Raw genomic sequence first — 22,069 nt, forward strand, 5'->3', positions numbered from 1 at the left:
CCGGCACGCCGAGAGCACGCACCGGACGCCGCTCCTTGACGGGCAAACGTTGCCTGCCGCGGCACTAGGTCATGTCACGGACAACAGCGCGAGAGTTCCGGAGACCAGCGTGCGGACACCCGGGGCAACCGTGGACGGATCGGGTGCGAAGTGCGGGCTGTGGTTGCTCGGCACGGCCTGGAACTTCTCGGTAAGGGTGTCACCGGGGGCCTGCTCCCACACCTCGGCCGGGGTGGTCGTCACGAACCAGTCCGGCAGCGCGTCCATGTCGGCCCGCAGCAGCACGGTCGGCCCGTCCCCGTTGCGCAGCCGGCCCACGACCCCGGTGCCGCCGACGCCCTCGGCGGTCTCGAACCCGGCGTCGCGCAGCCGGCCGGCGAGCTTCCCGGCGGTGCGGTGCTCGCGCAGGGACAGCTCGGGATGGCGGTGCAGATCGCGGTAGTAGTCCTCCAGGTCCGGCACCGGGAGGTCGGCCGTCAGATCGAGAGCGGTGCGGGCCGCGGTCGAGGTCACGGGAGGCAGCGTAGGCGCCCGCGGCCGGCCGGGGGGAGCCCTCAGCGGCCGACGTGCTGGACGGCCGCGGCCGCGGGTGCCCTGTCCGCCGCGCGAGCCGGGCCGGCGTTCGCCACGAGGATCAGGGCCGCCGCGGCGATCATGGCCGCGGCGACGGCCCGGGCGGTGCAGGTGCCGCCGCCCACCCGGAGCCGGGAAGGCGCCAGTTCGGGAGTGCGGCGTCCGTAGGGTGCGGATGTACGTCCGGGCACGGCGACCTCGCAACACGACAGCGGCGTATTAAGCAGGCTTAATCCGCCGTTTAACCTAGGGGCTGCGCGAGCCGAACGGCAAGAGGTATCAGGGGAGTTGGGGGCAGAGTATGCGGGAACGGGACGATCCCGAGGTCATCGGGCGGCGCGTGCAGCGCTTGCGCACCCAGCGCGGCCTGACCCAGCGGCAGCTGGCCGAGCCCGCGTACACACCGGCCTACGTCTCCACGCTGGAGGCGGGCCGGGTACGGGCCTCCGACGAGGCGCTCCGGCACATCGCGGGCCGGCTCGGGGTGGCCTTCGAGGAACTGGCCGTGGGCCGGCCCGCCCACCTCGCCACCGGCCTGCGGCTGCGTCTCACCGAGGCACAGCGCGTCCTCGCCGACGGCAGGGCGGAGGAGGCCGCCGCGCAGTACACCGCGCTGCTCGCCGAGGCGGAGACGCACGGACTCGGCTGCGAGCAGGCCACCGCGCTCCTCGGCCTCGGTGAATGCGCCCTGGAGACAGGTGAGTTGACAAGCGCGCGCGAGTGCTTCGAACGGGCCGAGGAACGCCTGGCCGGCGAGTCGCTGCCGGTGCGCGTGCCCGCGGTGCGCGGCCGGGCCGTCTCCCACTACCTCGCCGGTGAACTCCGGTACGCGGTCTACCTGCTGGAATCCACCCTCGACGAACTCAACCGCGGTGGCCTGCACGATCCCGACGCCCTCCTGCTGCTCTACGCCAGCGTCATCGGCCCGTACCTGGACATGGGCGCCCATGCCCGCGCCGCCCAGGCGGCCGAGTTCGCCCTCGCGCTCGCCCCGCGGGCCGGCGACCCCGCGCTGATCGCCCGGATGCACCGCTCGGTCGCCCGCACCCTGCTCGCCGAGGGCCGGGGCGCCGAGGCCGACGCCTCCCTCGCCAAGGCGGCCGAGCTGTACCGCCAGCTCCAGCTGCGCACCGAGCTGGCCAACTGCCACTGGATGCGCGGTTACGTCCACGCCCAGAACGGCGAGCTGGAGCGTGCGGAGGGCGAACTGCGCCAGGCGCACGCCATGCTCTCGCAGACCCGGGCCGCCCTCTACCGCAGCCAGGCCACGGTCGAACTGGCCGACGTGCTGCACCGCCGGGGACGGTCCGCCGAGGCCGCCGAACTGCTGGAGGGCGTCCTCGGGGACTTCTCCTGCGAACGCGGCGCCGTCCACGCGGCCGCGGCCCACCGGCTCCTCGGCATCATCGCCGAGGACACCCGGGACACCGAGGCCGCCGAGGAGCACTACGTCCGTGCGCTCAGCCTCCTGGAACGCGCGGGCGCCGCCGGCGACCTGGCCGACCTGTGCCGTCTCCTGGGCGACCTGCTGCGCCGCACGGGCCGCGTCGAAGCGGCCCTGGACGCCTACCGCACGGGCCTCGGCCACCGCAGCACCCCGGGCACCACGACCCTGGGTCCGGCCCCTGCCCAGCCACCGCTGTGACCTGGGGCCCGCCCCACCGTTCCCGTTCGCGGACCGGGCGGCGGCCGGCCGACCCTGACGCGAAACCCTGAGCCGCCGTGCGCGTCAGACCTGGGCCCGGCCCTGCTTGCGGATGTCCGTCAGGCGCAGCGCGCCGATCTGGACGGCGGCCTGGGTCGCGTCGTTCGGCACGTCGCCGAGACCGCCGTTGGTGAGGGCGAAGGAGTCCTCGCCGACCCGGACGGCGGCCAGGTCCATCGTGAGCAGGGAGTCGTCCCCGTCCGGCGTCGTGGTGGCGATGCTGACGCGCAGGCCCTGGCGCGCGTCCCCGACCTCGGGCAACGGGGCGTCGGCGACCCGCACGTCCTCCTGGAGCCCGTTCTCGGTGGTGGCCGTGAACCGGGCGCACCGCGCGGGCAGCGTCCGCAGCCAGGCCAGCGCGGCGTCGACGTCCGCCGGCCGGCGCGCGCCGACCTGGTAGCGCAGCTGGGCGTCGGTGTCGGCGTCGTCCAGGCCGACGGCGGCACGGGCGGGACCGCCGAGGAGTTCGTCGCTGTAGAGGGCGTCCAGCAGCCGCTGGCACTCCCCGGCCGTGGTGGCCGCCTTCAGCAGTCCGTCGCGCCAGGTCGCCGCACCGCGCGTCGCCGTCCAGGGGGCGCCCAGGTCGGACTCGGTGAGGAGCGCGGCCTGCGCCTGGTCGTCGCTGAGCGAGGAACCGTCGGCCCGCGCGGAGGCCTTGGGCGTCGGACTCGGCCGGTCGATGGTCGGGAGGGGGTGCGGCGCGGCCGCCGGGTGCCGCAGACCGAGGGCCGCGCAGCTGCCGACGGCGAGCAGGCCGACGGCGATCAGGGAGAGACGGAGGCCACGGGGGCGTATCGCGGGGGTCATGGGGGGTGCCTCCTGGGCTGCGTACCGGTCGGGGCCGGTGGGGGCCGGTGGGGGTGCCTGCTCTCACGGCACCACCGCCCCGTCCGCCTCACCAGCGCTCCGGGCCGTCCGGGTGAGCCACTGCGGAAAACGCGCGCTCGCCGGAGCCCGTGCGGGCACGTGGAAAACGCGTGGTCCGCCTCCGCACCCCCTGTTACTCTCCCGTCCATGAAGCGCGCCCAGCAGTGCCCGTCGAGCACGACGACGCCGGAGACCGTCCCGGCGCGCTGACACCTGACCAGCATCGAAGCCCCGGGGCGAGTGCCCCGGGGCTTCGGCGTATCCGCACCCGGTTCCTCGCCCCGCCCCACCCACGGAGGAACCGCGATGAACGACCGGCTGCCCGACCACCGCCGCCTCGGCCGCGAACTCGGCCTGTTCGACACCGACCCGCTGATGGGCGCCGGCCTGCCGTACTGGCTGCCCGACGGGGCGGTCGTCCGGCACACCTTGGAGGAGTACGTCCGGGAGGCGGAACGCGCCGCCGGATACCGGCACGTGTACTCGCCCGCGCTGGGCAAGCGGGAGCTGTACGAGGTCTCCGGGCACTGGGACCACTACCGCGACGACATGTACCCGCCGATGCGGCTGGGCGCCGAGGAGTCCGAGGAGGCCGTCCTGCGCCCCAGCCTCTGCCCCCACCACGCCCTGATCTACCGTTCCCGCTCCCACAGCTACCGCGAACTGCCCCTGCGCATCGCCGAGCTGGGAACCATGTACCGCGCCGAACGGTCAGGCGTCCTCGGCGGCCTGACCCGTGTACGCGCCATCCAGCTCAACGACGCGCACATCTTCTGCACTCTCGACCAGGCGGTGGAGGAGGCCCGCGCGGCCCTGGAGCTGATCGCCCGCGCGTACGCCGACCTCGGCATCGAGGCCGTGCGCCACCGCCTCTCCCTGCCCGGCGAGGGCGGCAAGTACGTGGCCGGCCCCGGGCTGTGGAGCCGGGCGACCGCCCTGCTGAAGGAGGTCCTCGCCGAGTCCGGGGTGGCGTACGAGGAGGCGGAGGGCGAGGCCGCCTTCTACGGCCCCAAGATCGACGTGCAGATCGCGGACCCGGCGGGCCGCGAGTCCACCCTGTCCACCGTGCAGATCGACTTCCACCAGCCCGACCGCTTCGACCTGCACTACATCGGCGCCGACGGCGCCAGGCACCGCCCGGTGATGGTGCACCGCAGCATCATCGGCAGCGTGGAGCGGGCCGTGGCCCATCTGGTCGAGGCGCACGGCGGCGCGTTCCCCGCCTGGCTGGCACCCGTGCAGCTGGTGGTGCTGCCGGTGGCCGAGGAGCAGGCGGAACAGGCGGCGGCGCTGGTGCGGCAGGCACTCGCGCTGGGCCTGCGCGCCGAACTCGCCGGCCCCGAACAGGGCAGCCTCGGCGCGCGCGTCCGCGGGGCGCGCCTGGTGCCGTACCAGGCGGTGATCGGCGCCCGCGAGGCCGAGGCGGGCCTGGCGGCCGTACGGCTCCGGGACGGCCGCCGCCCCGGCGAACTCCCCGTGTCCGGCCTGCTGCGCAGGATCGCCGACCGGGTGACCGCGCGCGGCACCACCCTGTGGGAGTGACCGCCGGCCCGACGCGGGACCGGTACCGGTCACCGCGCTCCGGCCTGATCTAAGGTCGGCACGACGTAAGGAGTCCGCCGTGACCGGTCAGCCCATCCCCGTGATCATCGACTGCGACACCGGCGTCGACGACGCCCTGGCCCTGCTGCTGGCCGTACGCCACCCGGGCCTGGACCTGCGGGCGGTGACCTGCGTGGCCGGGAACACGGACGTCGACGGGGTGGTCCGCAACACCCTCACCGTGCTGGAGCAGGCGGGCGCCCCCGACATCCCGGTGGCGCGGGGTGCCGAGCGCCCGCTGATCGAACCCGCCCGCTCGGCCCGGCATGTGCACGGCGTCGACGGCATGGGTGACCTGGGCCTGCCCGCGCCGACCCGGGCCCCGGCCGCCGAGGACGCCGTGACGCTGCTGCGCCGCGAGATCCTTGCCTCCCCACGTCCGGTGACGCTGATCCCGACCGCACCGCTGACCAACATCGCCCTGCTGCTGCGCACCCACCCCGAGGTGACCCGCAACATCGAGCGGATCGTGTTCATGGGCGGCGCGGTGACCACCGGGAACGCCACGCCGGTCGCCGAGTTCAACGTCTGGCACGACCCGGAGGCGGCGGCGATCCTGCTGACGGCCGGGGTGCCGATCACGATGTACGGCCTCGATGTCTTCATGCAGGTCGTCGTCCCCGGTCCCGAGGTGCACCGGCTGCGCGCGAGCACCGAGCCCGGCACCCGCCTGGCCGGGGAACTCCTCGCCCACCGGCCGACCACCCAGGGCGGCGAACCCGAGGCGGAGGAGGCGGGCGGCCTCGGGGACGCGGGCGCGGTGTGCGCGGTCGCCGACCCGCAGGGCGTCACCACGCGCCTCCTCCCGGTCGAGGTCTCCCTCGCCCCCGGTCCGACCCGTGGCCAGACCATCGTCGACCGCCGCCCCCGGCCCGGCGAGTCCGAGATCCACGAGGGCCGCCGCGAACAGGCCCTCGTGGATGTGGCGTTGCAGGTGGACGTGGACCGCTACGTCAAGCTCTACCTGGAGACGGTGGAGCGCCCCTAGACCTCACGAGTCGTGGGGGGCGCCCCCGGGGTCGTTCAGCCCCGGCCGGTGACCCGGCGACGACGCGTGGCGACCACCAGCGCACCGCCTCCGACCAGCAGCACGGCCGCCCCACCGGCGATCAGCGTCGAGTCGCCGCCGCCACCGGTCTCGGCGAGGTCACCGTCCCCGCCGTCCGCCGACGGCTTCAGGTTCTGGTCGTCGACCTTCACCGAGTCGTAGAAGTCGGTGCCGTTCAGCGAGAACTGGCAGCGGTCGGTGCCGGTCTCGGTGCCGGCGCCCGTGCCGGGCGCGTAGTGACCGCCCGCCTTCCAGCCGTCGCCGCCGGGCGCGCCGCCGTGGGCCCACGCGACGGATGCGGCGGCGACGGAGGCGGCGCACAGGGCGAGCGACGCGCTATGGACATGGTCATCCCGTCGCAGAAGCTCGAGAGAGCTGGAGGAAGTCAGCAGGAACACTGGGCCCATCGGTCCTGTGCGCCACGGTGTGAGGACATGGCGATCGGCCCAGTTCAGGCCTGTCAACCTGCGGCAATGCGCGGTCGGTTCGAGCCGCCACCACAACTTCATCACACAGGGAGTGATCCCCTCCGCAATGTTCGAATGTTCCCTATCCGGGCAATGTGGACAGATTCTCTACTGTCGTCCTTCCCCCGAAGGGATCCCCTATGGCAGACCTCTCGTCCAGGAACCCCGACTGGTGGCGGCAGGCCGTCATCTACCAGGTCTATCCGCGCAGCTTCGCCGACGCCGACGGCGACGGCCTCGGCGACCTCAGGGGCGTCGCCCAGCGCCTGAACCACCTCGCCGCGCTCGGTGTCGACGCCCTGTGGCTGAGCCCCTTCTACCCCTCCGAGCTGGCCGACGGCGGCTACGACGTCGCCGACCACCGGAACGTCGACCCGCGCCTCGGCACGCTCGACGACTTCGCCGCGCTGGTCGGCGAGGCCCACCGGCTCGGCCTGAAGCTCATCGTCGACCTCGTCCCCAACCACACCTCGCACCTGCACCCCTGGTTCCAGGAGGCCCTGCGGGCCGCCCCCGGCTCCGCCGCCCGCGACCGCTACGTCTTCCGCCCCGGCCGGGGCGCGCACGGCGAACTCCCGCCCACCGACTGGCAGTCCGTCTTCGGCGGCAGCGCCTGGCAGCGGACGCCCGACGGCGAGTGGTACCTGCACCTCTTCGCCCCCGAACAGCCCGACCTCAACTGGGACAACGAGGAGGTCCGCGCCGACTTCCGCACCACCCTGCGCTTCTGGTCCGACCGGGGCGTCGACGGCTTCCGCATCGATGTCGCCCACGCTCTGGCCAAGGACCTCACCGAGCCGCTGCGGGACATCGGTGACATCGGTGCCACCGGTGAGGAGGCGCTGCTGCGCGTCCCGCCGGGCAGCCACCCGTACTGGGACCGCGACGAGGTCCACGAGATCTACCGCGACTGGCGCAAGATCTTCGACGCCTACAGCCCGCCGCGCACCGCCGTCGCCGAGGCCTGGGTCCCCGGTGCCCGCCGCGCCCGGTACGCCCGCCCGGACGAACTCGGCCAGGCCTTCAACTTCGAGTACCTGGAAGCCCGGTGGGACGCGGCGGAACTCCGCCAGGTCATCACCGACGAACTGGCCACGGCCCATGCCGCCGGCGCCTCCGCGACCTGGGTGCTCTCCAACCACGACGTCGTACGCCACGCCTCGCGCCTCATGCTCCCGCCCGGTACCGACCCGGAGGCCTGGCTGCTGTCGGGCGGCAACGCACCCGCGATCGACATGGCGGCCGGTCTGCGCCGGGCCCGGGCCGCGACCCTGTTGATGCTGGCGCTGCCCGGATCGTCGTACCTCTACCAGGGCGAGGAACTGGGCCTGCACGAGGTCGCCGACCTGCCCACCGAGGTCCTCCAGGACCCCATCTGGGCGCAGACCGGGCATGTCCGCAAGGGCCGCGACGGCTGCCGGGTGCCACTGCCGTGGACGTCCACCGGCCCCTCGTACGGCTTCGGGCCCGGCGGCGCCTGGCTGCCGCAGCCGCCGTCGTTCGCGTCCTGCGCCGTCGAGGCGCAGGCCGGCACGGAGGGCTCCACCCTGGAGCTGTACCGCACCGCCCTGCGCCTGCGCCGCAAGCTGCTGGAGGGGGAGACGCTGACCTGGACCCCGGACGCCCCCGCCGGGGTCCTCGACTTCACCCGCGGCGAGGCCTGGCGCTGTGTCACCAACCTGACCGGTGAGCCGGTGCCGCTCCCACCGGGCGAGGTCCTGCTGACCAGCACACCCCTCCCCGACACAAGGGCCCTGCCCCCCGACACCACCGCCTGGCTCGCCTAGCCCACGGTCGGGGCGGCGTTGGGGCTGGGGGTGGTGCCGCCACCCGTGCCGCCGCCGGTGACAGCGTTCAGGTCCAGCGGGGTGGACGTGGCGGTCGGCGGCGGGGTGAGCACCACCTCCGGCTGGCCCGCGGCGGGGGGCGGGGGTGTCAGGTCGGACGAGGGCAGCTTCGGCGGGGTGGTCTGGTTGAAGATGGTCTGGTCAAAGTCGACCAGACCGGTCTTCTCCATCACCGTGATGTGGTCCAGGACCGTGTCGTTGGCCTGGTCCGCGAGGGCCCGCACCAGCGAGTTCTTGGTCGTCGAGCGGATCTTCGCGATGGTGTTGAAGATCGAGCCGTGCGTCATCCGCAGGATGTTGGCGAAGTCGGTGTCGAACTGCTTGCCGCTCTCCCCCTGCAGCTGGCTGACGAAGCCCTGCTGCTGCGGACTCGCCACATCGGGCAGCGTGACGTTCAGCATGGGGGCGATCTTGCGGCAGGAGGCGTCCAGCGCGGCGTGCCCGTCGATCAGGTGCTCGCTGGCCGTCTTGACCCCCTTGCTGCTGCCCTTCTGCAGCCCGATCTGACCGAGCGGGTACTCCCACAGGCCGGCCGCCCGCACCTTGACCACGAAGTCCCGGTCGCCCTCGGTGAGCGGCCCCCACTGCGTCTGGGCGATGATCCGTGTCTGCGAGCTGGAGACGGTGCTCAGGCCGAGCATGCTCGGGTAGGCGAGTGCCGCGAGGGTCAGGGCCATCGCACCGCCCACGAAGAGAGTTCCCGTCGCGTTCCGCGAAAAGCGCACCGTGCCTCCTGCCCGGTCAGGGATGCCGCCCGCAGTGACGGCGCGGGCGGTTGGGACACACAGCAGTACGCACGGGAGGCCCGTTCGTCTCGATCGCGCGGGTAAAAACTGCTCAACCCGATTCAGCGGACCGCGCTTGCCGTCTCTTGGTGCCCATGGCGCACGGTTGAGGAAAGGTTGACCCTTCTCCGGGAGAAGCCGGACCGAGCGCGGTCCTAGATTCATCGCATGCCCCTACAGCCGGTCGCCGGACCGCCCGCCGCGCTTCCCGTCCTGCCCTACCGCAAGCCCACCAAGGGCCGCGACTACTGGGTGCTGGACGACGTCCTGCCCGACGTGGACGCCGTACGGGAGCGGTGCCTGGCCAAGGACGACTGGGTCGAGGGCCACCCGTACACCTCCGAGAGCTGGCCGGGCCTGCGGGCCATGCCCGGCCTGGAGCCCGGTGAACTCGCCCGCGTCGAGCGGCTGGTCAGGAAGTCGACCGGCGCGAAGGAGCTGTGGGTGCGGCAGGCGCCCGGCGGCGGCACCCTGAACCACAACTGCGTCCAGGTCGTCGGCGAGGGCGAGAGCGAGCCCCGCCCGCACACCGACTCCCGCGCGCTGTGCCGGTACGCGGCCGTGCTGTACCTCAACCCGCACGTGCCCAAGGACTGCGGCACCAGCTTCTACCGCCAGTCCCTGCCGGGCGGCCGACTCGGCGGCAACGTCGTCCAGGCCCCGCACAACAACCTCGTCGAGGCCCTCGGCACCCGCTTCGTGGCCCCCGACGCCTTCGAGGAGGACGTCCGCGTCCCGCACAAGTACAACCGCCTGCTCCTCTACAACGCCAACCTCGTGCACAGCGCGACCGGTTACACCGGCAGGACGCTCCAGGACAAGCGCATGACGGCGGTCTTCTTCTGGATGGCCTGACCGGGCCCGGTGCGTGAGGATGGCTCGGTGACCGAACAGACAGACCAGACCACTGCCCGTCCCCTCGGGCTTCGGCCCGTTCAGCCGTGGGGGCGGTCGGCTGTCGCAGGACTGCTGCTCGCCGGGGCCGCCTGGGCGGTGCGAGGCGTGTGGGAGATCCGGCTGGCCATGGCCGGGGAGCCGTCCGCGGGGCCGCCGGATCAGGGGAACGGGGTGCATCGGCCGCTCAACGCGCTGGAGGACTCCTACCACTTCGTCACTGCGCTGGGGGGCGGTGCCGCCTTCCTCTGCGCGGTGCTCTTCGTGTCCTGGTTGTGGCGCCTGCGGGACAACGCCCGTGCCCTGTCGGGGCAGGCACCCCGATACAGCGGGATCTGGGTGTATCTCGGATGGCTCGTGCCCATCGTGAATCTGTGGGTCCCCCGCGGCATCGTCGTCGATGCTTTCGAGGCCACCGCGCCGGGGCGCAGGATCCCCGTCTCCCTCAACGTGTGGTGGGCGCTGTGGCTGGTCGGCATGCTCAGCGGGGTCGGGCTCCTCTACGAGGACTCCACCGACGAGATCATCGCCCGCGCGTACCACGAGCTGTGGCCGCTGCTCGCGAGTGACGCGGCCGTGATCGGGGCCGCCGTCGCGGGCGCGTTCGCCGTCCGGGCCGTCACCGGTGTGCAGGCGGAGCGGATGCGGGCCGGGCTGGGGCCGGTGCGCGCGGCCGGCGATCCGGTGGGCGCCGGACCGCTGTCGTAGCCGGCGGGACACCACCCGAGCGGGGCACACGGGGCGGTGGCGGTGGTGGGCCGGCACGGGGTGGTCCGGACGGGTGTGGGGCCGGCCCGCGTGCGGTACGGATGCTGGGCATGAGCAGTATCGCGATCGTGGGGGCCGGGCCCGGGCTGGGAGCCGCCGTCGCGCGTCGGTTCGGGCGCGAGGGGTACGACGTCGCCCTGGTCGCCCGGGACCGGCAGCGGCTGGACGTCATCGTCGACGGGCTCGCCGGTGAGGGGATCACCGCTCATGGGTTCGCCGCCGACGTGCGCCGGCCGGAGGAGCTGGCCGTGGCCCTGGACGCCGCCGCGAGCGAGCTGGGGACCGTCGAGGTGCTGCAGTACAGCCCCGTTCCGCACCGGGACTTCATGCGGCCCGTGCTGGACACCGGGCACCGGGATCTCATCGGGCCGATCGAGTTCTCCGTGTACGGGCCGGTCGCCGCTGTGCGGCAGGTGCTGCCGGGGATGCGGCGGCTGGGGCGCGGGACCATCCTGTTCGTCAACGGGGGGACCGCCGCCGTACCGCGTCCCGAGCGGGCCGGGACCTCGATCGCCTTCGCCGCGGAGAGCGCCTACGGGCATCTGCTGCACGAGCGGCTGGCGGCGGAGGGCATCCATGTGGCGCAGCTCGTGATTCCGGGGGCGATCGTGGCCGGGCACGCGCGGAAGGATCCCGCTGTGCTCGCGGAGACCCTGTGGGGCATGCACCGGGACCGGCACGGGTTCCGGCACTACGCCGACGACCTCGACAGCTGACGGAACCCTGTCATCCTGCGTGCAGGGACTTTGTGCGCCAATATGGTGATGTTGGCCGCATTGCTCTCTTCAAGGGGGCCTCAATGGCTGTCGAAATCCCCCCGCTCGTCACAGCGTCCCGGCTCAGGAGCCGGGGAGGGCTGCTGGGCGAGTGCCTCGCGGAGTTCCTCGGGACCTTCGTGCTGATCTCCTTCGGCTGCGGCGTGGTCGCCATGGCGGTCGCCGCGCTGCCCGGCTCGGGCCGGGCCGCGACCACCACCACGATCTTCCTCGCGGCCGGGGACTGGCTGCTGATCACCTGGGGCTGGGCCATGGCCGTCATGCTCGGCGTCTACGTCGCCGGCGGCGTCAGCGGCGCCCACCTGAACCCGGCCGTGACCCTGGCGATGGCCGTGCGCCGCGGGTTCTCCTGGGCCAAGGTCCTGCCGTACTGGTTCTCGCAGGTCGTCGGCGCCCTCACCGGGGCGGCCCTGGTCTACCTCGTCTACCGCAGCGCGATCAACGCCTTCGACGCGGCCCTGCCGGGTCCGAAGGTGAACGGGCACACCAACGCCACCTTCTCGATCTTCGCGACCTTCCCGGCGCCGTACTTCCACGGCGGCATCTGGGGGCCGCTGATCGACCAGATCGTCGGTACGGCCTTCCTGCTCATGCTGATCGCCGCCGTCATCGATCTGCGCAACCAGGCCGTGAAGGCCAACCTCGGTCCGCTGATCGTGGGCTTCGTCGTCGCCGCCATCGGCATGTCCTACGGCGCCAACGCGGGCTACGCCATCAACCCGGCGCGTGACTTCGGGCCGCGCCTGTTCACGTATGCGGCCGGCTGGGACAGCCTGGCCTTCCCGGGGAGCGTGGCCGGCGCGTTCAGCGCGTACTGGTGGATCCCGATCGTCGGCCCGCTGATCGGCGGCACGCTCGGCATCCTGATCTACGACCTGTTCATCGGCGACGTCCTGCACGTGCGCGCCGAGATGGCCGAGCTGCCCGAGCCGGGCCGGTCCCGGCCGGTGAAGACGGTCGAAGAGGGCGACGAGTACTGAACACCTCCGGCTTCGGCCCCGCCCGGCGGACCGAAGCCGCGATCTCCTCAGCGGCTTGGCCCGCCGGCATGCAGACCCTGAACATCGCCCCGATGACGGGCCGGTCCGCCGGGACGGCGGCTGGCGCACACGTACCTCGGTCCCGGCAGCACTTCCCGGGCGAGCGGCAGGTGACGACGCGGCCGGCCTGTCAGCCGAGGCACACCACGACCAGGCAGAGCTGCGTGGACGGGGTCGACGCGGGCGCCGGGGCGGTCCCGGACGTGCCGGAACCCGTGCCGGAACCGGTGCCGGTGTCCGTGCCCCCGTCGGTGGCGTCGGCGGGCGCCGGTTTCGGTGCCGTACCGGTGCGGTCGGGCGCCGCGTCGGCGGCGGCCGGGGCGGTGGTCCGCGGCTGCGGGGTGCCCGGTACGACGTGACGGGGCGGCGCGGCGGCGGCCGCACGGGCGACCGGCGCCGTACGGGGGACGGTCGGCAGGGACTGCCGCCGCGGCACGCTCGCGGCCGGTGAGTGCGCCGTGGGGCTGGTGGTGTGTGCCGCCCGCTGCGGGGTGGACGGCGTCGACACCGGCTCCGGGCGGGAGGGCTCGGCCGGCTGCTCCTCGGCCACGTCCATGCTCCTGTGGTCGGGCGCGGTGGCCGCCTGCGCCCGGTCCGCGGAGTTCCGGTCCATCGTGGCGATGGTCAGGCCGCCTCCGACGATCGCGACGGCGGTCGCCACCGCGGCCCGTCGCCGGCTCTTCTTCCAGCGGGCCAGCTGACGGCGCCGCGCCGCCCGCCCCCGCGGCGCGGGAGGCACGTCCGCGACCTCGGCGGCCGGGCCGGCGTGCGCGTCCTCGGCCGCGGGCCCGCGTTCCACGACCTCGGCACCCGGGCCGGGGTACGGGTCCCCGGTCCCGCGCCCGTGCTCGGTGAACTCGGCGGCCGGGCCGGCGTACGGTGCCTCCGCCGTCCACCCCCGGGACGCGAGGCCCGTCCTCGCCGGGCCCACGCCCCCGGCCGAGCCGCCGGAGTTGACGGTGGGCGGGGCGATGTCCGGGGCGTACGCGCCGCATCCGGGACACACCAGTGCGCCGTTGAGGTGCCGACGGCACGAGGAGCAGTAGTCCATGCGCGGTCTTCCTGAGTTGACTGCGCCGTCGGCCCGCCTGGGCCACGGCCTGGTCACGCTCGCACAGGGGATCGAGCGATCAGCCACGCTAACGAGCCTTTCGAAAGGCTGTGTGCAGCCCGTGTGGCACTCCTGCACAGATTCGAGGACCCCACGTGTAACCGGTCACATGCGCAGGCCCTCTCTTCCCCGGCCGGGTGAACCCGCCGGGGCGTTCGGGCCGACGCACCGTGTCCCGCCCCGCCGGTCGGCATAGTGGCGGGCGGCTCCGCCCCGGACCAGCAGGAGGAAACGCATGCTCGGCACAGAATTCCGCACCGGATCGCCCATCTGGATCGACCTCGGCAGCCCCGACACGGACACGGCCGTCGCCTTCTACGGCGCCGTCTTCGGGTGGCGGTTCGCGTCCGCCGGTCCCGAGGCGGGTGGCTACGGCTACTTCCAGAAGGAGGGCAGGACGGTGGCCGCTCTCGGGCCGCTGACCGAGGAGGGTGCCACGTCCGCCTGGATGACGTACTTCCGGACCGACGACGTCCGGGCCACCGCCCGTGCGGTGGTGGCCGCCGGCGGCACGGTGCGCGCCGAACCCGCGACCATGGGCGAGGTCTCCATGGCCCAGTTCACCGACCCGCAGGGCGCGAAGTTCGCCGCGCTGCAGTCCCGACAAGGCCTGGAGGCGGCGTCCGAGGACAACACGCTGGTCTGGGTCGAGCTGCACGTCGGCGACCCGGAGGCGGCGATCGGCTTCTACCGCGGGCTGTTCGGCTGGCGCACCGAGGAGATGCGGGCGCCGGGCATGACGTACCAGGTGCTCAGCATCGAGGACGGCGACCGGCAGGAGGGATCCTTCGGCGGTGTGGCCGCGCTGCAGGCCGGTCAGGAGGACGCGCGCTGGGTGCCGTACTTCGCCGTGGCCGACCCGGACGCCGTCGTCGCCGCCGTGGAGGGCAACGGCGGAACGGTGCTCATGCCGGCGGCGAACGTGCCCGACGTCGGCCGCATCGCCTGGCTGGCCGACCCGGCGCAAGCGGTGTTCGCCGTACTCAGGCCGGATCCGCGCCAGGCAGCCTGAGAGCGGCCGGGCGGACCTCCCGGCGGATGTGGGGGAGCGTCAGGTCCCCACCCCGGCCCGGCAGCTCACCGCTCCCAGTTGGCCTCGGCGAGCGCCAGCATGTGCGGGGCCGTCAGGGCGTTCCACGGATCGGCGGCGGTGGTCAGCAACCAGCGCGCCGCGTCGGCGGGTTCACCGGGCGGGACGACCAGCAGCTCCCGGCGCCCCCGCGGGCCGCAGTCCAGGGTGATGGTGTGGGCCTCGGTGTCGACGACCGAGAGGGACACTGCGATGAGGTGGCCGGGCGCCGGCACCGTGGGCGGGGCGTCGGGCCAGGCGGCGGTGTCCACGGTGACACGGGTGACCGCGCCGAGGCCGAGCGCGCCGACCAGGGCCGGCAGTTCCAGTTCCAGAGCGTCGCAGCGGGGCCACCAGGCGCCGCCCAGCGGGCCGTGGCCGGCGTCGGGGGTGAGCGTCAACCGGGGGAGGGGCATGCGGTAGGTGGGTGCCCCGGCCGGGGAGACGTGCTCGGCGGGCCTTCCGTTGGTGTCCATACGATGCGATCCCGTCCCGGACGGCTTCCGGCCGCCCATGTCTGCCATGCACCGGGAACGGCACCGCCGAGGTCGCGCCGCGCGACATGCGCTCGGTGCCGTCCACCGTACGTCCGCCCGGAGCACGAGGTGAGAGCGGGCGAGAGCGACCACGACAGGTCCGCGGCCCTAACCCAGCGAGGTGTCGGCCCAGGGAAGCGACGAGGGCTCGCGGTAACCCTCGGGGCGGACGGGCGCAGCCTCGTGGCAGGTGAAGCCCAGCCGGGTCAGTGCCCTGCTCACCTCGGCCGCGGTGAAGTCGCGACGGTCCTGCCTGGTGATGATCTGCCCGACCTGCTTGACCGGGTAGATCCGGCGGTTGACGGTCACGCAGACGCCGGCGGCGGGCTCGGGCCGGATGCCCTCCAGCGACTGCTCGACCTCGGCCTTGGTCAGGTCGAAGGGGAAACGGGCGATGACACAGCGCATGCTGCCTCCACGGGGAGCGGTCAGGGTGTGACGGTGAGAACGCCCAGGGCGAAGCCCTGCTCGTCGACCACGGGGGAGACGTCCAGCGTGCGGCCCCGCATGGCGGCCTCCGCGTCGAGCAGAGCCCACGCGGACGAGGTGAACGGTCCCCGGTCGAGCGGTATGTCCCGCAGTCGGGCCCGGTCGCTGTACGAGGAGCAGGCGCGATGAGCGGTCAGCTGAGCCCTGGTGACCAGCCCGGAGCAGCGGCCGTCGTCGTCCTGCAGGAGCAGGTGGGTGGCGCGGGCGCCGATGAGCACGGACAGTGCCACGTCGACGGTCATGTGGTCGTCGATCTGGAGTCCGGGAGCGTCCATGGCGTCGCGCGCCGTGAGGCCGGTGCCGTCGGCCGCGAAGGGCTGAGCGGGGGCACAGGGCCGGGTGGGGGAAGAGGGGTGGGCGGGGGCAGGGGGCAAGAGTGTCTCCTCTTGTGGATTCAGGGGCCCGCCTTCTTCGGCGGGGCGGACGCCGGCCACCGCCGAAGGATGCGCGTGGTTACCGGTTCCTGGCGGGGGCCGGACGCCGGGAGCGCCTCGCCCGCCCGCCCTGGCCGCGCCCGGCGGACGCGGTGCGCTGCGGGCGTTCGGCGGCCGGTGCGGCGAGGGTGACGGGCACTCCGGAGGGCGTCCGGGCACCGGTGATACGGCTCAACTCGGGCTCGCCCGGGCCGACATGCGTGGTCTGGGCGGTGATGCCGGCATCGGCCATGAGGCGGTTCACCGTACGCCGCTGGTGCGGCAGGACGAGCGTGACGACGGTGCCGGACTCGCCGGCGCGGGCGGTACGGCCGCCGCGGTGCAGGTAGTCCTTGTGGTCGCCGGGCGGGTCGACGTTCACGACGAGGTCGACGTTGTCGACGTGCAGACCGCGGGCGGCGACGTTCGTGGCCACCAGCACCGTGACGTGCCCGTCCTTGAACTGGCCGAGGGTGCGCGTGCGCTGCGGCTGGGACTTGCCGCCGTGCAGGGCCGAGGCGCGTACGCCGACCGACAGCAGGTGCCTGGCCAGCCGTTCCGCCGCGTGCTTGGTGTCCAGGAACATGATCACGCGGCCGTCGCGGGCGGCGATCTGGGTCGCGGTGGTGTGCTTGTCGTCGTCGTGGACGTGCAGCAGGTGGTGTTCCATGGTGGTGACCGCGCCCGCCGACGGGTCCACCGAGTGCACGACGGGGTCGTGCAGGTAACGGCGTACCAGCAGGTCGATGTTGCGGTCGAGCGTGGCGGAGAACAACAGCCGCTGGCCGTCGGGGCGCACCTGGTCGAGCAGCGCGGTCACCTGCGGCAGGAAGCCCATGTCGGTCATCTGGTCGGCCTCGTCCAGGACGGTGACGGCCACGCGGTCCAGCAGGCAGCCGCCGCGGTCGATGATGTCCTTGAGCCGGCCGGGGGTCGCGACGACGACCTCGGCACCGGCGCGCAGTGCGGCCGTCTGACGGCCGATCGACATGCCGCCGACCACCGTGGTCAGTCGCAGGCGCATCGCCCGCGCGTAGGGGGTGAGCGCTTCGGTGACCTGCTGGGCGAGTTCCCGGGTGGGTACGAGGACCAGGGCGAGGGGCTGCCGGGCTTCGGCCCGCTGTCCCTCCAGGCGGGCCAGCAGGGGCAGGCCGAAGGCGAGCGTCTTGCCCGAACCCGTACGTCCGCGGCCCAGGACGTCCCGGCCGGCCAGCGAGTTCGGGAGGGTCGCCGCCTGGATCGGGAAGGGTACGGTCACGCCCTCGGCGTGCAGCGCGGTGCGCAGCGGCGCGGGCAGATCGAGGTCGGCGAACGTCTCCGCCGCCGGCAGTGCCTCCGTCAGAGTGACGGGAGGGGTGAACTCGCCGAGGGGGGCGCGCCTTCGCTGCGGGCTCGTCCCTTGGGGGCTCGTCCGCGAACGGAAACGGGCGGAGCTGTTGCCGGTGCGACCGGTGCGGTTCATCGGAACCTTCCTCGATGCGTGCGGCACGTATCGAGGAATTCCTTTCGGCGGTGCGGAACCGCAACAGAATTCGCAAGAATGAGCCGAAGGGAAAACCGAAAAGGCAGGGAGGCGAAAGGTTGGGATAAACGGACTGGGGCCCGCGCCCCAAGAGCGCGGGCCCCAGCCTCGTAGAAACGCGTCAGCGTCAGGCAGGAACGATGTTCTCGGCCTGCGGGCCCTTCTGGCCCTGCGTGACGTCGAAGGTCACCTTCTGGCCTTCCTGAAGCTCGCGGAAGCCGGAGGTGGCGATGTTCGAGTAGTGCGCGAAGACGTCAGCGCCGCCGCCGTCCTGCTCGATGAAGCCGAAGCCCTTTTCCGCGTTGAACCACTTCACGGTGCCAGATGCCATATTGAATCTCCCTAGGGGCAGTGCTGGGATCCGCACTGTGCAGACCCCGAGTCGCCGCGATGATCACCCCTCCGGGAGACCCGGAAAGACCCGGAAGATTTCACGGCGAAACACAGGAAATCTCCGGCAATCAAAACTGCAACTGTTATCAGGGTAACACGGGAGGGCCCGGATCGCCCAAGGTTTCCGTCGTCCTGAGCCGGTGTGGGTGACGAACCTTTTGGTGTCCCGTAGGTAATTCTGCAACGGCGGTGACAGATATTCGCTCGCGCGGACCGTTCCGCTCAGCGGTTGCCGTCGGCGCCGGGCTCGCCCAGCCTGCGGTACTCCTCGTTCAGGCGCAGGGCCTCTTCCAGCTGGTCCTCGAGGATGATGATGCGGCACGCCGCCTCGACGGGGGTGCCCTGGTCGACGAGTTCGCGGGCGCGGGCGGCGAGGCGCAGCTGGTAGCGGGAGTAGCGGCGGTGGCCGCCCTCGGAGCGCAGCGGACTGATCAGCTTCGCCCCGCCGAGGGCTCGCAGGAAGGCGGGTGTCGTGCCGAGGAGGTCGGCGGCGCGGCCCATGGTGTAGGCGGGGTAGTCGTCGTCGTCGAGATTGCCGGCGGGTGAGTTCTCGGCTGGCATGGCACCTTCGTTTCGGGGACACGGGTGGCGTGTGGCGCCCCGGTGGTCCCAACCCTAACGTCGGTCCGCGCGAATATGTGGTGCAGATCCGGCAGATTTCCCGCTTTCGAGAAGGTCGTAATCCGAAACGGTCATGGCCGGAGCACCGAGTGGGCCGGCCGTGCGGAAGTGACCGACGGCACGTCGTGGGTGTCCGGCTGATTGCGTCGGCGGGGGATGGGTTACTCGTCGCCCAAGGGTTGAGAACGCAGCCCTGACCGGGCTCTCCGGGCGCACGTCCGGAGGGCCCACGCCGTGCCCCGCGCACCGCGTCGGCCGGCGCGGGACACGCCCCCGCCCCCGGCGCCACGGGGAGTAGCGTGGTGGGCGCGAGCGGAACCCGTGTTTCGCGCCGGTCACCGAAGACGGGTGGTTCTCATGACCAGCTCCGATACCTCCCCGGACTCCGGACGGCTGCCCAGCGGCGTCCACGCGGGAGTGCGGCCCGGATGCGCACTGCTTCGGCTGGAGACGACGGAATCGCGTGAAGGCGTCCTCGACGGTGCCTGGTGGCCACGGTCGCGTGACATCGGTGTCGAGCTTCCCGCACTGCTGAGTGCCCTCGTAGAGCACCTCGGGCCGGTGACGCGCGTCGGGCTGGACGCCGGGGCCTGGGAAGGGCTGCCCACGCGGGTCGTCATCGACGACCGGGTGGTGCACGTCGACTCCTTCGCGGTGGCCGACGACACCGTCCTGATCACCCGTGGGGACCATGACCTGTTCTCGCTGCTGGTGATCCCGCCCCGGACGGCACCCGAGGCCGCCTTCGCCGCGATGGCCCAGGCCGTCCGCGCCGACAACATCATCGGGGCGGAACAGATCCTCATCGACACCGGAAGCGGGTCCGTTCCGTCGGACTGACGGGCCGGCCCCCGGCCGGCGGTGCGGTCAGCCGCGCCACTCCCCCGGGAGGAGGGTGGCGTCGTCCCACGAGGTGCCGGACCGGTGGCCGTACCGGCCGGGACGGCGAAGCCGCTCGGCCTCCTGCGCGGCGGACGCCCGGTACAGACGTCCCGGTCACCGGCTCGCGGGGCGCGGCCCTCCCCTCCGGAGGACCAGCACACAGGGAACGACGGAGCCGGGCAGCCCGACGATCTCTCCGATGTTCTGCCAGCCCCAGGATTCGAAGGCGGCCTGTCCGAACCGGTCGGCCGAATGGAGCAGGGCGACGCCCAGCGCGGCGCGCTGTTCGGTGAGAAGGCGCTGTTGCAGACGGTGGGCGATGTCGCGGTGCTGCGTGTGCGGATGGGCTATGACCTGGGTGACGACGACGAACCGTGCGCAGGTGGTGAGCCGCTGGACGGACTCCTGCAGCCGGTCGCCGAATCCCCGCAGGCCCGGGCCGTCAGGGCCGACGGGGAACCCGAAGGCGCAGCCGACCAGCACGGTGGTCTCGGCGACCAGCAAGGCGAAGCCGGGGTGCTGGACAGTGGTGGCCAGGCGGCGCAGGAAGTGCTCCCGGTCCTGGTACGCCTCGCTGGGGGTGCCCGCGACCGACGCCATGGCCAGGTCGGCGATGTCCTCCAGCATCCCCTCGGACTGCCACCGGTTCAGCCGGCGCAGCCGGATCCCGTCTTTGAGTACGGGGCCGGCGGCGGGCGCGGCGCAGGACGGGTCCGGGAAGAGCGGGGCCCGAAGGTCATGGGGCAGGGTGGGCGGCACGGGATCGGCGGGGGCCGCGAGGAGCAGGGGCGTGCATCCCGTGACGGCGAGGAGCCGGGTGATCTGCGCACCCGGGTGGTGCAGCCGAAGGGAGGCGTGGACCCGGCCGGCGCGCTGTGACGCCGACAGGAAGATGCCCAGGCCCCTGGCATCGCAGGAACCGACCGTGCTCAGGTCGACATCGATGACGGCGACGCCGTCCCGCAGACACTGCTCCAGTGCGGCCCGCAGCAGGGGCCCCGTTGCCGGTCCGATCTCACCGGCGAGCGTGACGAGCGCCCGCTCCCCTCGGTTCCGCCGGTGGATGTCCAGCCGGGAAAGGGCCATCACGCCTCCCCTCCGTGGAGCCGCGGACCGGTACGGACATGAGGGGCCAGCGGTGCTGAGCCCGCGGGGAGTTGCTTCGACCGCGGCGGACATGATGCCGACCCGTCTCCGCGCCGATTGCTGGGGCGGCCCGGGGTTCGTCTCTCGCCGAGGACGACCCGGCGCTGCGGCCGGAGTGCGAAATGCCCTCGGTACTTCCACCGTACGACGCCTGCGCCCCTCATCGACCTGCCGCGTCCGCACAACCGCGCGGCGAGGCATCCCGCCGGCCCCGGCGACGCCCACGGCGCTCGGCGTCCCTCCGGACGGGCGCGGCGCGCCCCGAACCGGCGCGGGCGCTCCGCTACACCGGCCCTGCCGCCGTGGGCGGCCGGGCAGCGCGGCCGGGTGCGCCCCCGGCGCCGGTCCGGCGCCGAGGCGACGGGGTCCCACCGCACCCCATGATCGGCTTCCGTGCGAGGCGGGAGTGTCGGGGAAACCCATGTGTCCGGGCCGACGGAGGTGCCGCGCGTGCCGCAGCTAGCCGAGGGCGCGGCGGGGGAAAGATGCGGGTCAGAGGGCCGGCGGGGAGCGGTTCCTCGCGCTCCGCGCGTCGGCGAGAACGCGCCGGGCGCGGGTGCTCGATCAGCGTGGGGCGGGTACGGGCCGGACCGGTGCGCGGCCGAGCGATCAGCTGGGACCGCTCGCCGCTTGCCTGGCGGCACGGCGGTACTCGGCGTTGATGCGCTGAGCTTCCTCGAGCTGGTCCTCAAGAATGACGATGCGGCAGGCAGCCTCGATCGGGGTTCCCCTGTCGACCAGCTCGCGGGCGCGGGCGGCGATCCGCAGCTGGTAGCGGGAGTACCGGCGATGCCCGCCCTCCGAGCGGAGCGGAGTGATCAGGCGGGCTTCGCCGATGGCTCGGAGGAAGGCCGGAGTGGTGCCGAGCATCTCGGCGGCCCGGCCCATCGTGTATGCGGGGTAGTCGTCGTCGTCCAGACGATCGCTGAGGGGAATATCTGCTGTCATGTCACCTCGTTGTGCAACCTGCAACGCGTCGGGGGGCCCTGGTGCCGTAAGCACCAGGGCCCCGAGGAAATTCAACACCATCTGTCGGCCCTACTGCTGAGCCGACCTTCTGTTTCCGCTACCCGGCCGACGTACGGCGGGTAGCGGGGATCGCGGCTGCGTGACCGGGGACCACCATCCAATCCGGGGTCTTGCGGTACCCGGGCCGAGCACTCTCGGGCCGGGCGATCCTGATGGCGTCTGCTCCTCCGTTCTTGCTCGAACCAACCACTTGCACTGAACCGGTACTGCGGTACTTCGGGTACTGCTCGGTGATGCTGTTGGCGGCCCCTGAACCTCTGGGCCGCCCAGTGCGGCTCTCAGCCCCGTCACCGTTCTGCGAACACCTTGGCTTCGGGACTCCAGAGCCGCACTGGCCTGCGAACTCCATGTACGGCTACCCGCCAGTTCGTGTCTGCCGGGTCCTGCTTGACTGTGTCGACGGGAAAAAGCGTAACCACCACAGAGGCGAATGTCTACTCTGGCAAGAGTAGATTTCACCTGCCTGGTGGTGAAGGAATCCTGTGA

Annotated in this window: 23 protein-coding genes and 1 pseudogene; 10 read left to right on the forward strand and 14 right to left on the reverse strand. The window is 72.8% G+C overall.

The window, feature by feature from the left end; all coding sequences use genetic code 11:
* Positions 1–252 precede the first annotated feature (252 nt).
* Positions 253–513, reverse strand: a pseudogene (locus AC07C1_RS10820) (amidohydrolase); the annotation flags it as partial.
* A gap of 41 nt (positions 514–554) precedes the next feature.
* Positions 555–764: a hypothetical protein gene (locus AC07C1_RS10825; protein WP_478938353.1), complete on the reverse strand. Its 210-nt coding sequence runs from the start codon at positions 762–764 to the stop codon at positions 555–557.
* 110 nt (positions 765–874) lie between these two features.
* On the opposite strand from AC07C1_RS10825, the gene AC07C1_RS10830 reads away from it, so the two are divergent.
* Positions 875–2,218: a helix-turn-helix domain-containing protein gene (locus AC07C1_RS10830; protein ID WP_478938354.1), complete on the forward strand. Its 1,344-nt coding sequence runs from the start codon at positions 875–877 to the stop codon at positions 2,216–2,218.
* Between the two features lie 84 nt (positions 2,219–2,302).
* Here the strand turns inward: AC07C1_RS10830 and AC07C1_RS10835 are convergent, their stop codons facing one another.
* Positions 2,303–3,085, reverse strand: a complete 783-nt coding sequence (locus AC07C1_RS10835) for a hypothetical protein (protein ID WP_478938355.1) — start codon at positions 3,083–3,085, stop codon at positions 2,303–2,305.
* A gap of 366 nt (positions 3,086–3,451) precedes the next feature.
* Here AC07C1_RS10835 and thrS point away from each other — a divergent pair, with 366 nt between their 5' ends.
* Together thrS and AC07C1_RS10845 are read left to right on the forward strand one after the other, a co-directional pair.
* A complete protein-coding gene (gene thrS, locus AC07C1_RS10840) occupies positions 3,452–4,687 on the forward strand; it encodes a threonine--tRNA ligase (protein WP_478938356.1) in 1,236 nt (411 codons plus the stop codon).
* A 79-nt stretch (positions 4,688–4,766) separates the two neighbouring features.
* Positions 4,767–5,735: a nucleoside hydrolase gene (locus AC07C1_RS10845; RefSeq protein ID WP_478938357.1), complete on the forward strand. Its 969-nt coding sequence runs from the start codon at positions 4,767–4,769 to the stop codon at positions 5,733–5,735.
* Positions 5,736–5,770: 35 nt separating this feature from the next.
* Here AC07C1_RS10845 and AC07C1_RS10850 read toward each other — a convergent pair whose 3' ends face one another.
* Positions 5,771–6,157 carry an LAETG motif-containing sortase-dependent surface protein gene (locus tag AC07C1_RS10850; protein ID WP_478938420.1) on the reverse strand — a complete coding sequence of 129 codons (387 nt, stop codon included), beginning with the start codon at positions 6,155–6,157 and terminating at the stop codon, positions 5,771–5,773.
* 245 nt (positions 6,158–6,402) lie between these two features.
* On the opposite strand from AC07C1_RS10850, the gene AC07C1_RS10855 reads away from it, so the two are divergent.
* A complete protein-coding gene (locus AC07C1_RS10855; protein WP_478938358.1) occupies positions 6,403–8,049 on the forward strand; it encodes a glycoside hydrolase family 13 protein in 1,647 nt (548 codons plus the stop codon).
* Here the strand turns inward: AC07C1_RS10855 and AC07C1_RS10860 are convergent.
* Entirely contained in the window at positions 8,046–8,798 is a 753-nt protein-coding gene (locus tag AC07C1_RS10860) for a DUF4142 domain-containing protein (protein WP_478938421.1), read from the reverse strand. The genes AC07C1_RS10855 and AC07C1_RS10860 overlap by 4 nt on opposite strands.
* 264 nt (positions 8,799–9,062) lie before the next feature.
* On the opposite strand from AC07C1_RS10860, the gene AC07C1_RS10865 reads away from it, so the two are divergent.
* The 4 genes from AC07C1_RS10865 (at position 9,063) to AC07C1_RS10880 (ending at position 12,312) form a co-directional block, all read left to right on the forward strand.
* Positions 9,063–9,749 carry a DUF6445 family protein gene (locus AC07C1_RS10865; RefSeq protein WP_478938360.1) on the forward strand — a complete coding sequence of 229 codons (687 nt, stop codon included), beginning with the start codon at positions 9,063–9,065 and terminating at the stop codon, positions 9,747–9,749.
* Positions 9,750–9,776: 27 nt separating this feature from the next.
* Positions 9,777–10,496 (forward strand): DUF4328 domain-containing protein, encoded by a 720-nt coding sequence (locus AC07C1_RS10870; RefSeq protein WP_478938361.1) that lies wholly within the window; start codon positions 9,777–9,779, stop codon positions 10,494–10,496.
* 110 nt (positions 10,497–10,606) lie between these two features.
* Positions 10,607–11,272 (forward strand): SDR family NAD(P)-dependent oxidoreductase, encoded by a 666-nt coding sequence (locus AC07C1_RS10875; RefSeq protein WP_478938362.1) that lies wholly within the window; start codon positions 10,607–10,609, stop codon positions 11,270–11,272.
* Between the two features lie 83 nt (positions 11,273–11,355).
* A complete protein-coding gene (locus AC07C1_RS10880; RefSeq protein ID WP_478938363.1) occupies positions 11,356–12,312 on the forward strand; it encodes an MIP/aquaporin family protein in 957 nt (318 codons plus the stop codon).
* Between the two features lie 190 nt (positions 12,313–12,502).
* On the opposite strand, the gene AC07C1_RS10885 is transcribed toward AC07C1_RS10880, so the two are convergent.
* The gene (locus AC07C1_RS10885) at positions 12,503–13,423 is read right to left on the reverse strand and encodes an SCO2400 family protein (protein ID WP_478938364.1); all 921 of its coding nucleotides are present in this window, start codon (positions 13,421–13,423) and stop codon (positions 12,503–12,505) included.
* Positions 13,424–13,718: 295 nt separating this feature from the next.
* On the opposite strand from AC07C1_RS10885, the gene AC07C1_RS10890 reads away from it, so the two are divergent.
* Entirely contained in the window at positions 13,719–14,495 is a 777-nt protein-coding gene (locus AC07C1_RS10890) for a VOC family protein (protein ID WP_478938365.1), read from the forward strand.
* A 65-nt stretch (positions 14,496–14,560) separates the two neighbouring features.
* On the opposite strand, the gene AC07C1_RS10895 is transcribed toward AC07C1_RS10890, so the two are convergent.
* The 6 genes from AC07C1_RS10895 to AC07C1_RS10920 all read right to left on the reverse strand — a co-directional run bounded on the left by AC07C1_RS10895 (position 14,561) and on the right by AC07C1_RS10920 (position 18,466).
* Positions 14,561–15,028: a DUF5994 family protein gene (locus AC07C1_RS10895; RefSeq protein WP_478938366.1), complete on the reverse strand. Its 468-nt coding sequence runs from the start codon at positions 15,026–15,028 to the stop codon at positions 14,561–14,563.
* Between the two features lie 168 nt (positions 15,029–15,196).
* Positions 15,197–15,496, reverse strand: a complete 300-nt coding sequence (locus tag AC07C1_RS10900; protein WP_478938367.1) for an SCO5918 family protein — start codon at positions 15,494–15,496, stop codon at positions 15,197–15,199.
* Between the two features lie 20 nt (positions 15,497–15,516).
* Positions 15,517–15,852, reverse strand: a complete 336-nt coding sequence (locus AC07C1_RS10905) for a CBS domain-containing protein (protein WP_478938422.1) — start codon at positions 15,850–15,852, stop codon at positions 15,517–15,519.
* A 178-nt stretch (positions 15,853–16,030) separates the two neighbouring features.
* A complete protein-coding gene (locus tag AC07C1_RS10910) occupies positions 16,031–17,452 on the reverse strand; it encodes a DEAD/DEAH box helicase (RefSeq protein ID WP_478938368.1) in 1,422 nt (473 codons plus the stop codon).
* Between the two features lie 187 nt (positions 17,453–17,639).
* Positions 17,640–17,843, reverse strand: a complete 204-nt coding sequence (locus tag AC07C1_RS10915; RefSeq protein WP_007383480.1) for a cold-shock protein — start codon at positions 17,841–17,843, stop codon at positions 17,640–17,642.
* Between the two features lie 284 nt (positions 17,844–18,127).
* Positions 18,128–18,466 carry a MerR family transcriptional regulator gene (locus AC07C1_RS10920; protein WP_478938369.1) on the reverse strand — a complete coding sequence of 113 codons (339 nt, stop codon included), beginning with the start codon at positions 18,464–18,466 and terminating at the stop codon, positions 18,128–18,130.
* Between the two features lie 417 nt (positions 18,467–18,883).
* On the opposite strand from AC07C1_RS10920, the gene AC07C1_RS10925 reads away from it, so the two are divergent.
* Positions 18,884–19,366 carry a DUF5994 family protein gene (locus AC07C1_RS10925; RefSeq protein WP_478938370.1) on the forward strand — a complete coding sequence of 161 codons (483 nt, stop codon included), beginning with the start codon at positions 18,884–18,886 and terminating at the stop codon, positions 19,364–19,366.
* 156 nt (positions 19,367–19,522) lie between these two features.
* On the opposite strand, the gene AC07C1_RS10930 is transcribed toward AC07C1_RS10925, so the two are convergent.
* Positions 19,523–20,494: an STAS domain-containing protein gene (locus AC07C1_RS10930; protein WP_478938423.1), complete on the reverse strand. Its 972-nt coding sequence runs from the start codon at positions 20,492–20,494 to the stop codon at positions 19,523–19,525.
* A gap of 669 nt (positions 20,495–21,163) precedes the next feature.
* The gene (locus AC07C1_RS10935) at positions 21,164–21,502 is read right to left on the reverse strand and encodes a MerR family transcriptional regulator (protein ID WP_478938371.1); all 339 of its coding nucleotides are present in this window, start codon (positions 21,500–21,502) and stop codon (positions 21,164–21,166) included.
* Between the last annotated feature and the right edge of the window lie 567 nt (positions 21,503–22,069).

Source organism: Streptomyces sp. NPDC045022 (genome assembly GCF_056432605.1).